A 12,056-nucleotide genomic window follows, 5' to 3' on the forward strand; every position below is an offset into this window, starting at 1 on the left:
GTGGTCGCGCGGATCGCGGCCTCTACTTATCCTTGGGCAGGCTCTGTGGGAATCCCCGAGGAATCTATCCCGTCGATGATATCAATTTAGGTGCCGCAGGGGTCGATGCCAAGGGAACCACGCAGGACTATTTAACGCATCCTAGCGCGATTCCCGGTCAAATAATGGCGCCAAATCTGGTGTTTTCCGGGGTTAGTTAAGCCTCCCCACCGGATTATGACAGCGATTGAAACAATCGGCCAAACTCACCCGGAACGCGTGCGGCGGCGCGGCGCCGGCTCGACCCGGATACGACCGCCGGCAACGCTGATAATCGCCCCCGCCAGGGTCTGTTTCAGCCTTGGCCCGCGCTCCGCCACGGCGCGATCCAAAGCCGCAAGCAAGGTTTCGACCTTGCCAAGTTCGGCGGGCCCCTCGTGTCCGGTCCGGTCAATGGCGCGCTTGAGGAGGCGGAGGCGGATCTCCTCGGGCATCGCCGCAAACAGCGCCGCATCGAAGCCAACGCGAGCGGTACTTTGGTCCCTCAACGCAAGATAGCGCTCGGCGCCGTCGGCGAGCACCTCCACGGCCGCATTGGCGCGCGCAAGTCGCGCCGCGAGCCGCGCCAGGTTCCGTGCGTCACCGCCCTCTTCCGCCAGCGCCGGCATCAGCGCGCGCAGCCGCGGACGCGTGAAGGCTGGATCGCGATTGGTCGGATCGTTGGCAAAGCCGACGCCAGCCTTCTTCAGCGTCGCGATCAGCTGTGCCTTGGAGATATCGAGCAACGGTCGCGCCAGCCGAAGCCCCTCCCGCTCCGTCTCGCGCGCCATCGCCGCCAGACCCGCAATGCCGCTGCCGCGCAGCATCCGCATCAACAGCGTCTCGGCCTGGTCGTCGCGGGTATGCGCGGTGAGGACGTGGGTGGCACCGTGCTTGCGCGCGGCCTGTGCCAGCAAGCGATAGCGCGCCTCGCGGGCGGCCGCCGGCAATCCGGTGCTCGGCTTGGCGCCGGTCCAGCGCAATGTTTGATGCGGCAGCTCCAGACTTTGCGCCAGCCGTTTGACGTCGCGGGCCTCGCGGGCGGCCTCCTTGCGCAGGCCGTGATCGACGGTGACGGTGATCAATCGCGGCCCGCGTGCGAGGCCGCGGCGCCAGCGTGCGGCAAGCCACATCAGCGCCACGGAATCGGGACCGCCCGACACCGCGAGCACGATCGCGGGCGCGGACGCCAGGCCCGCGAACAGCCGTTTGGCGTCCCTTGCCGGGATGGCGGATTGGTCGTCAGGCATCGCAGGACCAGCATGTCGTGAGAGGCCGGAAACGACCTCCCCGTCGCTGGTTTAGCACTTCACCCGCTTTTGCTCACGGTCGACGGCGGATTTCACGCCACCGGATGCGCGCGGATATTTGCGCGATACCTCGCCGAACGCGGCGCAGGCGGCTTCTTTTTCCTTCAGCGCCGCGAGCGACTGGCCGAGCCGCAGCAGCGCGTCGGGCGCCTTGGCCGACTTGTCGAACTTGGTCGTGACACCAAGGAAGGTCTCGGCGGCGTCACGATATTGCTGGCGCTGGAAATAGGTCTCGCCGAGCCAGTATTGCGAATCCGCGACCAGCGGGTCAGCGGGATATTTCTGCGAAAAATTCTTCATCGTCTCTTCGGCGAGCGCGTAGTCCTTGCGCTGGATGTAGCCGATGCCGAGGTCGAACTCGTCCTTTGGCGTAGCCGATGGCGGCAGCGTGGTCAGGGCGGCGCTGGCACCGGGGGCGCGTTGCGGCGGACCACCCGCGTCGCGCGGACTGGTGTTGCCGAGATCGAGCGGCTCGCCCGCGGCGCGGCCGCCGGGAGCACCGACCACGGCATCATTGGAGACCGGCAGCTGCCCGCCACCCAGCGCGCGCGGTGCGCCCGGGGCGTTCGGGTTTTGGTTCGGATCGAACGCGTCGCCACGGCTGCGGCGGCCGGGAACTGCGGCCGTCGCTGGCTCCTGTACGATCGGCGCGGGAGCAGCGATCTGCTGTTGCTGGTCATAGCCGCCCTGCTGCCGGGACTGGGCCTGCGGATAGGCTTGGGGCTGCTGCGCCGGCGGCACCGCCGCGACATTCGGCTGGGCCGCGGGCGGCTGTCCGCCCGGACCCGCAGGCTGGGCGCCGAGCTGGCGCAGCCGGTCCTCGAGCTGGCGGTTGCGGTACTGCAACTCCTCGTTCTGTCCGGTCAACTGCCGTAGCTGGTTCTCGAGCCGCTCGATCCGCATCTCGGCATCGGAGTCGTCTGATTGCGCAAAGGCCGGCGAGGAAACGGCAAACATCGCCGCGATCGCCGCGGCGGAAGAAAGGAAAAGAAGCCTGGATGACATTTTGCCCTGACGACGAGATCGACGTGAAAAGCTGGTCACATTGGGGGACGGAGTACGCCGGAATTGTGACTTGCGTTCCGGACCCGGCGTTGCATTGCAGGGGTATGGTTTAGTGCCAGAAACGGAACAAGCAAGCAGGCAGTTGCGCGCAGCTCCGTTCATCAAGCTGACGGAACGCTGGCTCCGCTATCGCACGCCCCAAAACAAAACCGGCGCCCGAAGGCGCCGGTTGAAAGATTGGCCGAGATGATCGCTCAGGAACTCGCGTTCAGCACCGTGACGGCGCGGCGGTTCTGCGACCAGCAGGAAATGTCGTTACAGACCGCGACCGGGCGTTCCTTGCCGTAGGAGATGGTCCGCATGCGGCTCGCATCGATGCCGCGTGAGGTGAGGTATGCTCGGACCGACTGGGCACGGCGTGCGCCGAGCGCGATGTTGTATTCGCGGGTGCCGCGCTCGTCGGCGTGACCTTCGATGGTGAAGGCATAGCGGTTGTAGGTCTGCAGCCACTGCGCCTGCTTGTCGAGGGTCGCAATCGCCTGCGGGCTGAGATCGGTCTGGTCGCTCTCGAAGAACACGCGGTCGCCGACATTGACCACGAAATCCTGCTGGCTGCCCGGGGTCGCGGCGCTCGCCATGGCGCCATCGGCACCCATGCCGTTCTTGTTGGCGCACGCACCCATCGACAGCGCCACGGCAAGAACCGCCGCCAGCTTCATACCCTGGAGGATACGCATTTGATATTTCATTCGGGAGCCTCCACGCTCACGCTCTTCGTACTGTCCATCCGGTCTACAGGGCGATGGTTAAGCGAACGTTCCGTCAACCTTGATGGAACCTTGCCAGACCCCGTCAAATGCCGGGCAATGACGAAAAGCGCCCCCGATGGTTAATGGGTGGCAAATGTGGCGCGACGGTGAAGAGAAGGCAAGCTTCGCCGGAACCGATCGCTTTTGCAGGCAATTTCGAGCCCGCGAACGGCCACTGCGCGACAGATAGTTGCGTTTGACGCGAGGGCGGGCGGCCGCAACGAGATCGGCGAGCGCCGGCGGCTTCCCCTCAGGAATTGGGCACGATCGAGGCGCGCTCGAACGGCCTGACAAGAGCGTCGGGCAGGGATCGGCTCTCGCTGCGTTCGAACAACATGCGCCGCTCGAACGCGCTCGAGCGCAGGAACGGATAGCGGGCAAGCACCCTCTCCCGCACCGACGGCAGATGCGCCGCCATCAGCCCAACCGGCTTCACCAGCCCAGGATAGAGACGCGCCTCGGACCAGGTCTCGTGCAGAAATACCCGACGGTAGAAGGCCATGTGCTCGGGACGAACCGGCGCCAGGCCGTAATCGGCATTGAAATGCACCCCGGCAGTCGAGCCAAGGCGTACCGTGACATAGGGTAGTTCCGGAAAGCTTCGCGCCTTCTCGGGATCCGCGACAAAGCGCGTTGAATCGATGAAGACCAGGCCCTGATCGAGTTTGGGATGGAGCACGTCGCCGAACACTTCGACCGTAGGCGAGGTGCGCAACTCCGGGGTCGCGACGGTGATTCGAATCGAGCTGCAGAGCTCGCCCTGCAGGTAAACGCCAAAGACCCAGGCATTCGGCGCGTCGTCAAATTGATCGACAACCCGCTCGTCCGCCGACGGCCGGATCGCGCCCTCACGCAAATAAGCACGGTAGCGGAGCCGGTAAATCTCGTCCTTCTGCTCCGGAGTTTGGGCAAGGCGATAGTCGACTTGGTCCAGTGGGTCCGCAAGCCTTCCTGTCGCGGGCTTGATAACTTCTGCCGCGGACCTCATGTGGTACTCCTGACATTCAACAACTTACGCGCGCGTCAAAAAAGATTAACAGCTTCTTAATTTTCGTCAAAGCAATCGCCGCAATACAGTTAACCTGTGACCGCAAGAGTGCATTCTGCTCCGTGCGGCTACAACTTACTACAACCAATAATTGAAGATGTGGTTCCGGGTCAGGCGATCGATCGCGAGGGAACCACGTGCAGCTGCTCGTCGGTCCGGCGGCCGTGCGACGCGTTGAGCAGCTGGCGGATGCGCACCGCGGGAACCGGCCGGCTGAACAGGTAGCCCTGCGCCTCGGTCACTGCGCCGTCGGCGCTGATCAGCTCGAGCTGTTCGTTGGTCTCGATGCCCTCGACCACAACCGCCATGCCGAGGTCCGCGGACAGCCGCGCCACGCCGCGCAGCAGCGTCAGCGGACGGTCGCTGTCGATGCCTTCGAGGAAGGAGCGATCGATCTTGACCTTCTGCAGCGGGAAATTGTGCAGGTAGCTGAGCGACGAGTAGCCGGTGCCAAAATCATCGAGCGAGATCCGCACGCCGAGCGTCCGCAACTGCGACAGCACGTCGTGGGTCAGCTGGGTGTTGTGCAACAGCGAGGATTCGGTGATCTCGATCTCGAGCCGGTGCGCCGGCAGGCCGGAGACCTCCAGCGCATAACGCACTTCGCTCAGCACGTCGCGCTGATGGAACTGCTGCGGCGAGAAGTTGACGGCGACGCTGACCGCGTCCGGCCACTTCATGCATTCCATGCAGGCCTTGCGCAGGATCCAGCGGCCGAGGTCGACGATCAGGCCCATATCCTCGGCAACCGGAATGATGTCGACGGGCGAGACCGTGCCGCGCACCGGATGGTTCCAGCGCAGCAGCGCTTCGCAAGTGGTCACCTTGCCGGAGTTCAGGTTGATCAGCGGCTGATAGAACAGCTCGAACTCTTCGTTGGCCAGCGCCTTGCGCAGGTCGAGTTCGAGGATACGGCGGGCCTCGACGGTTTGCGCCATCTCTTCGCGGAAGAAGCAGAAGGTGCCGCGGCCGTCGGCCTTGGCGCGGTACAGCGCCATATCGGCGTTCTTGAGAAGGGTATCGGCGCTGACGCCGGGCGCCGCCATGGCGATGCCGACGCTGGCGCCGATCTCGACCAGATGGTTGTCGATCTTGTAGCGCTCGCTCAGGCGGTCGACGATGCGTCGCGCGAGCCCTGCGGCATCTTCGTGCGAATGGATGTTCTGCTGGAACACGACGAACTCGTCGCCACCGAACCGCGCGACGAAATCCTCCGGCCGCAGCATCTCGCGCAGCCGCTCGGCGACCGCGCATAAGAGCTGGTCGCCGCAGGGATGGCCGAGCGTATCGTTGACCTGCTTGAACTGGTCGAGGTCCACGAACAGCAGGGCCGAGCGCTGGTCGCCGCCATGCCGGGCAAGCAGGCGGCCGATCTCGTCGCGGAAATTGACGCGGTTGGGCAGTTCGGTCAGTTCGTCATAGCGCGCGAGGTGGCTGATCCTGGCCTCGGCGTCCTTGCGCTCGGTGATGTCTTCGACCAGCACGACGGTGCCGCCGCCGCTCATCGGCTGGAAGGTCCAGGACAACGCGCGGTTCTTGCTCGCGTCGGGATCGCTGGTGACGATGTCACCGGCTTGCGAACTCTCGATCTCGGAGAGGATCTGCCTGGCGGTCGCGGCCGAGATCGAGCCGGACAGCACGCAGGCATTGCAGACGTCAGAGGCGCCCGCGCTGCGCTGCACGAAATCCTCCGACAGCTGCATCATCTCGATGAAGCGGTGGTTCATCACCGCAAGACGCCCGTCGGCGCGGAACATGCACAATCCGTGCGGCATGTTGTTCAGGGCAGTATCGAACTGCCCGGCCAGCGCCGCTTCGCGCTCCTTGGCGATCCAGGCGTTGACGTAGATGCGCTGGAGGCTCGAGGTGAGGTGCCGGATGGCGCTGAAGAAAACAAAGCTGAGCAGCGCGAGCGCGATGTAATAGGCACCGCCGACATACGTCAGCGCCGCGATCAGGGGACCGATCGACAGCAACAGATGAAGATGAAAGATCTGCGGCCGGCCGAAGGTACGCCCCACTCCGGCCGACGTATAGGCGACCACCGTCGTCACACAGAGCATGTGGGCGGCGGAATCCCTGGTCGTGAGCAGCACGGTGGCGCCCCAGATGCCGAGCGCAACGCCATAGGCAATCGAGCCGATCCGATAGCGCCTTTCCCAGGCCACCGACTCCTCGACGGTGAGGCGGGAATTGCGCTGCTTGTAGCGGTACATCTGCAGCGCGCGCGCCAACCCCACCACGATGAAGAGCGGCACGCACAGCCAGCACAGCAGATCGCCGGTGACAGCCGCGATCACCGCGCCGGCAATCGCGGGGCCGAAGGCGCCAAAAATCATCGGCGCAGGATTCATGAACAGGGAATCGACCAGCGCCGCGGAGATCGTCGGCGACATCGACTGGTCCGGTTCTCCCGTCTGACTTGCAAACTGCATTGTGGGGGCGCGCGTCCTTGTCACGTCGCACTTCTACGCGCCGCAGATGAAGTCTTTCTGAGGGAACATCGTTAGCGAGTCATTGTCGCGGACCGCGCAGTGCAAAAATTTACCTGAAATATCAATCAGGTAGGCAAGAACTGCCTGATAACTACGGGGTCCCTCGTACCTTATCAGCTTCGCGTCACGACAACAGCGGCGACCAGGCCGGGTCGGACGCAAAACCCGGCGTCGGCACCTTCAGCTCGTTGCGGCCGGAGACGTCGACCGTGAACAGCGACGGTCCGCCGCTACCGCCGGGATCGCGGAAGAACATCACGACGCGCCCATTCGGTGCAAAGGTCGGGCCCTCATTGTGGAAGCCTGAGGTCAGGATGCGCTCGCCCGAGCCGTCGGGTTTCATGATGCCGATCGCAAACTGCCCGCCGCCCTGCTTGGTGAAGGCGATGTAGTCGCCGCGCGGCGACCACACCGGCGTCGAATAAGTGCCGTCGCCGAACGAGATGCGCTGCGCCGCGCCGCCGGTCGCCGCCATCACATAGATCTGCGGCTTGCCGCCGCGATCGGACTCGAAGCAGAGCCGCGAGCCGTCGGGCGCGTAGGACGGCGAGGTATCGATCGCGGGCGTGTCGGTCAGCCGCGTCAACTGCTTCGAGCGCAGATCCATCACGAACAGATTGGAGTTGCCGCCCTGCTGCAGGCTCATGATGACGCGCTGGCCGTCCGGCGAGAAGCGCGGCGAGAACGACATGCCCGGGAAGTTGCCGACGACCTCGCGCTGGCCGGTCTCGATGTTGAGCAGATAGACGCGCGGGTCGCCCTGCCCGAACTCCATATAGGTGATCTCCTGGGTCGACGGCGAGAAGCGCGGGGTGAGCACGAGCTCGGCGCCGCGGGTCAGATAGCGTACATTGGCGCCGTCCTGGTCCATCAGCGCCAGCCGCTTGACGCGGCGCTCCGCGGAGCCGCTCTCGTCGACGAACACGACGCGGGTGTCGAAATAGCCCTTCTCGCCGGTCATCCGTTCATAGATCTGGTCGGAGATGATGTGCGCGATGCGCCGCCAGTAATCAGCGGAGGTGTCGTAAGCGTTGCCGGCGAGCTGCTGGCCGGTGTTGACGTCATAGAGGCGGAATTCCGCCTTGACGCGCCCGTTGGCCTGCCGCGTCATGCGTCCCATCACCAGCGCCTGCGCGTTGATGCTCTTCCAGTTGTTCAAATTGGGCGCCGCGTCGATGTTGACCTGCTTCTCGATATAGGCCGCCTGGTCGATCGGCGCGAACAATCCGCTGCGCTTGAGATTGTTGGTGATCACCTGCGTGACCCCGACGCCGACTTCGGCATCGCCCGGCGTGCCGGCGGCGAAATTTGGGATCGCGATCGGCAGCGGCGCGAAGTCGCCTTCGGGGATGATAACCTTCTTCGGCCCCTGAGCCCACGCGCTGCGGCTTCCCGCGAGCGCGCCGAGCGCGGCCATCCCGGAAATCATCTGCCGGCGGTCCAGCCGAAACGCCATCGCACGCAAATTATCTTTGTCGGTCATTGTCAGGAGACTTTGTTTGCTATTGGCCAAGCGACGCGGTCGCCCTCAGGTCTTTCGCTCTGTGAACACCGGCGCAAAATATTTCCATTCCTCGAAGAAGGCCGCCGGCAGATTGTACGGCTGGCATTGGATGATCGCCCGCAGCGCACTCTCCTGGTAGACGCGCAGATAAGGTGTCGCCGGCGTGCCTTCCGGCACCGGCATGCCTTCGAGCGTTCCGTCGCGCTTCAATTTGATATCGAATACGGCCTCGGTCTGCTGCGCCTCGATGCCGCCATAGGGCTTCTTCCAGCAGCGTTCGACCTGCTGCTTGAACATCGCGCCCCAGGTCGCGGAATTGTCGGCGGCCTTGCCCTTCGACGTGCCGAGCGAGGCGTTGGAATTCAGCGTGTCGCCGGTCGCCGCCGTACGCGTCGGATCGGTCTTGCTGATCAGCTCGGCGATCTTGCTCTGGTCGAAGGTACGCTCCTTCGGCTTCTGCTCCGGCGGCGGCTTGGCGGCCTGCTGCACCGGCTTCGGCGGCGGCTTCTTCTCTTCCTTCTTGATCGCTTCGGCGATCGGATCGGGCTTCACCGGATCGGGCTTCTTCTCGACCGGCTTCGGCTCTTCCTTCGGCTTGTTCTCGACCTTCTTCGGCGGATCCGGTTTCTTCTCTTCCGGCTTCTCCTCCACCTTCGGCGTCGGCGGCGGCGCGGTCTCGGTCACGACCGGCGGCTTCTTGTCGTCGATCTTGCCGACCGTGTCGTCGATCGGCTTGGCGTCGGCGACCTTCTCGACCAGCGGCTTGGGATTTTCCTTCTTGCCGTCTTTCAGTCCGGCCATGACATGGGACAGCTGATCGGGGGAGATCACGTCGACGGCGACGGAATCTTCTTCCGGCATGACAAAAGCCCTGGTCGAAAACGTCACGAGGCCCCACCCGATCACGACGAGGTGCAGGACAATCGACGCCGCCAGTGTCTTGTCGACCTTGACCTTCAAATCAGGCTTCCCCGTGCCGCTCGCCGCACATGGCCTTAAGACCCGCCTTCCGGGATGATGACGATATTCGCCTTGTAGTTGGCGGCCCGGATCTCCCCGAGCAATTTCATCATGTCAGTGTAACAGACGTCCTTGTCGCCGCGCAGGTAAACCACGCTTTCGGCGTCCGATCGGGTCTCCCGGATTGCCTTGATCTTGGGCAGCAGGTCGGCTGCGGCGATCGGCGCATCGCCGAGATAAAGATCAACGCTTGAATTGCAGCTGCCGCCGGTGCGCTTGACCGACAGCGTCAAGGGCGGCGCGTTCGACGAGATCGACTTGCCACCGCTGGCGACCGGCAGGTCGATGTCGATGCTCGAGGTCATCAGCGGCGCCGCCACCATGAAGATGATCAGCAGCACCAGCATCACGTCGACCATCGGCGTGACGTTGATCTCGGCCATCACAGGCTTGCGCCCGCGGCGTCCGCCACGGCCGGACGGACCTGCTACGCTCATCGCCATGATTGTGCGCTCACAAGGCTAATCATTCTGTCCCTCAACCCCGTTCGTCGATCTGACGCGACAGGATGGCGGAGAATTCATCGGCGAATCCCTCCAGGCGCTGGGCCTGCCGGTTCACCTCGGAAATGAACTTATTGTAGAAAATAGTCGCCGGAATTGCGGCGATCAGGCCGATCGCGGTAGCAAATAGCGCTTCCGCGATGCCGGGCGCCACCACCGCCAGCGAGGTGTTTTTCGAAGCCGCGATCGACTGGAAGCTCGACATGATGCCCCAGACGGTGCCGAACAGGCCGACAAAGGGGCCGGCCGAACCGACGGTCGCCAGCACCAGCAGCCGCCGCTCCAGCCGCTCCACCTCACGGGAGATCGAGACGTTCATGACCTTCTCGATCCGGGCCTGAAGGCCGGCAAAGGAGCGCGACTGGCCGTCGAAGGAGCGTTTCCATTCCCGCATCGCCGCCACGAAACAGGCCGCCATCGACTGGGTCGGCTTGGCCGACAGCGTCCGGTAGAGCTCCTCGATCGACTGGCCGGACCAAAACGCCTGCTCGAAGCGGTCCATGGCGCGCTTGGTGCGGGCATAAAGCAGGATCTTGTCGATCGCGATCGCCCAGACCCAGACCGAGCAGGACAACAATCCCAGCATGACCGCCTTCACGACCCAATGGGCTTGCAAAAACAAGGCGATCAGCGACACATCGCTCGATGCCAGGGGCAGAGCAGATTGAGCCACGTCGGCGGGATTCATCGGCAATTTCCTCTCAACGCAAGTGTCCCCATCGGCGGTCCGCAAATCGGTAGCGGTTCCACGGCATCGCGCCGGGCGCGGCAAAAACTGCGCGAGAGCCTTTTACATCTGTCGCATTGGGGGGCCCGTCCAAAGCCGGGCCCTGCTTCCCCTGCCAACATGTCAAAACGAGGGCTTTTCGCGCGGCATTCCGACCCTAACCAAACGCTAATCATGGTTAAGGTGAAGTTACCAAAGGAAGATTCCGGGGCGGGAAACGCCGCGAGGTGAGCTGGTTGCGGGGTTCCATGGGGGCGGATGCTGTCCCTTTCGAGGACCGAGCGACGCCACACCCACAGCCGTCGTCCCGGCGCAGGCCCATAGGCGCTAAAATAGGATTTGCGCGTTGGATTTACGTGTGATTCCAAGAAGAGATGAGAAACGAATCGCTTGTGAACGAAGACTGGGCGCGTGTTGTTTCGCGGCTGGGCGGAGCTGAGGCTCTGGAGGCTGGCGCGCGGGAGACGAAGGCGTTTGTTCGCCCGCGCGAGATCAGCAATGCAGTCGATCTGCTGCGGCTGATCCTTGCGTATTGCCTGGGCACGAGAGGTCTGCGGTTGACGGCGGCATGGGCGACTTCGGTGGGCCTTGTCGATATCTCCAACGTGGCTCTGTTATACCGGCTGCGTCAGTCCGGGGATTGGCTTGCACAGCTGATAGGCCGGGCACTTGCGAGCGGTGCGCCGAAGGCAAGCCGCGGTCGACTGATCCGCATCGTTGACGCCACGACGGTCCCAAAAGCTGGAACCGGCGGCAGGCAGAAGAATGCGGTGTGGCGCATCCACAGTGCGTTCGATCTTCCGCAAGAACGTTTTGGTCACTTCGAGCTGACCGACGAACGCGCGGGCGAGACGCTGGACCGGATCCCGCTGATTGCCGGCGAGATCCGTCTTGCCGACCGCGCCTATCTGCAGCCGGAGCGCATGGCGTATCTGGTCGAGGCCGGTGCGGACTTCGTGATCCGCTCGGGCTGGAAGAGCGCTTGTTGGCTGGATCGCAAAGGCAATCTGATCGATCTCGTCGCCGAACTGCGCAAGGCCGCGGCACGCGGCATCATCGACCGGCCGATCTGGGTAAAACGCAAGTCTGGTGGAGCACCGCTTGCTGTGCGTTTGGTTGCCGTCAAGAAACCTGCAGATGCGGCTCAGGCTGCACGGCGCAAGGCACGCAGGACGGCTCAGAAGGGAGGCCATCGTCTCTCCAGGCAAACGCTTGATGCTGCGGATTGGGTGATCCTGGTGACCTCGCTCAAGCCCGAGGACTTCACAACCGCTGATCTGCTTGCCCTTTACCGGCTGCGATGGCGGATCGAACTCGGCTTCAAGCGGCTGAAGAGCCTGATTGGCTTGAAAGGACCTCCAGGAACTGACGAGCGGTCTGCCAGACCCCATATCCTCGCTCACCTGCTGATCATTCTTCTGCTCGAGCCGCTTGTCGACGAACTCGAGGACTCTCCCCGCTTGGCCGAAGCCGCCTAACCAGACCTGCAGCATGGCGCCTGCTCCGTCAGCTCATCGCCTCCCTGCTCCAAGCCATCATTCCCCAGCCCACAATCGCGCGTCTGCGCAGAGCCAGCCTCGCTCTCCAACGACATCTGCGCGAGCCTCCCAGACGTAA

Annotated in this window: 10 protein-coding genes; 1 reads left to right on the top strand and 9 read right to left on the bottom strand. The window is 63.8% G+C overall.

The features are described 5' to 3' along the window. Positions 1-245 precede the first annotated feature (245 nt). The 9 genes from tilS to tolQ form a co-directional block, all read right to left on the bottom strand. Entirely contained in the window at positions 246-1,268 is a 1,023-nt protein-coding gene (tilS, locus tag UP09_RS17460) for a tRNA lysidine(34) synthetase TilS (protein ID WP_044539477.1), read from the bottom strand. A gap of 51 nt (positions 1,269-1,319) precedes the next feature. Then, on the bottom strand, positions 1,320-2,333 hold the full coding sequence (ybgF, locus tag UP09_RS17465) for a tol-pal system protein YbgF (protein WP_044539478.1): 1,014 nt from the start codon (positions 2,331-2,333) through the stop codon (positions 1,320-1,322). A 254-nt stretch (positions 2,334-2,587) separates the two neighbouring features. Then, positions 2,588-3,082: a peptidoglycan-associated lipoprotein Pal gene (gene pal / locus UP09_RS17470; protein ID WP_044539479.1), complete on the bottom strand. Its 495-nt coding sequence runs from the start codon at positions 3,080-3,082 to the stop codon at positions 2,588-2,590. Positions 3,083-3,392: 310 nt separating this feature from the next. Next, the gene (locus UP09_RS17475; RefSeq protein ID WP_044539480.1) at positions 3,393-4,130 is read right to left on the bottom strand and encodes an N-acyl amino acid synthase FeeM domain-containing protein; all 738 of its coding nucleotides are present in this window, start codon (positions 4,128-4,130) and stop codon (positions 3,393-3,395) included. 170 nt (positions 4,131-4,300) lie between these two features. Further along, the gene (locus UP09_RS17480) at positions 4,301-6,625 is read right to left on the bottom strand and encodes a putative bifunctional diguanylate cyclase/phosphodiesterase (RefSeq protein WP_044539481.1); all 2,325 of its coding nucleotides are present in this window, start codon (positions 6,623-6,625) and stop codon (positions 4,301-4,303) included. Between the two features lie 184 nt (positions 6,626-6,809). Then, positions 6,810-8,141, bottom strand: a complete 1,332-nt coding sequence (gene tolB, locus UP09_RS17485) for a Tol-Pal system beta propeller repeat protein TolB (protein WP_044539503.1) — start codon at positions 8,139-8,141, stop codon at positions 6,810-6,812. 72 nt (positions 8,142-8,213) lie between these two features. Further along, complete coding sequence (gene tolA, locus UP09_RS17490) at positions 8,214-9,149, bottom strand: cell envelope integrity protein TolA (RefSeq protein ID WP_044539482.1); 936 nt, start codon at positions 9,147-9,149, stop codon at positions 8,214-8,216. 35 nt (positions 9,150-9,184) lie between these two features. Further along, complete coding sequence (locus UP09_RS17495; protein ID WP_044539483.1) at positions 9,185-9,652, bottom strand: biopolymer transporter ExbD; 468 nt, start codon at positions 9,650-9,652, stop codon at positions 9,185-9,187. A gap of 34 nt (positions 9,653-9,686) precedes the next feature. Next, complete coding sequence (gene tolQ / locus UP09_RS17500) at positions 9,687-10,400, bottom strand: protein TolQ (RefSeq protein ID WP_044539484.1); 714 nt, start codon at positions 10,398-10,400, stop codon at positions 9,687-9,689. Positions 10,401-10,813: 413 nt separating this feature from the next. On the opposite strand from tolQ, the gene UP09_RS17505 reads away from it, so the two are divergent. Beyond that, on the top strand, positions 10,814-11,917 hold the full coding sequence (locus UP09_RS17505; RefSeq protein ID WP_044535962.1) for an IS4 family transposase: 1,104 nt from the start codon (positions 10,814-10,816) through the stop codon (positions 11,915-11,917). The last annotated feature ends 139 nt before the right edge of the window (positions 11,918-12,056 follow it).

The sequence above is a fragment of the Bradyrhizobium sp. LTSP885 genome (assembly GCF_000938305.1).
In the GTDB taxonomy this organism is placed as follows: Bacteria; Pseudomonadota; Alphaproteobacteria; order Rhizobiales; family Xanthobacteraceae; genus Bradyrhizobium.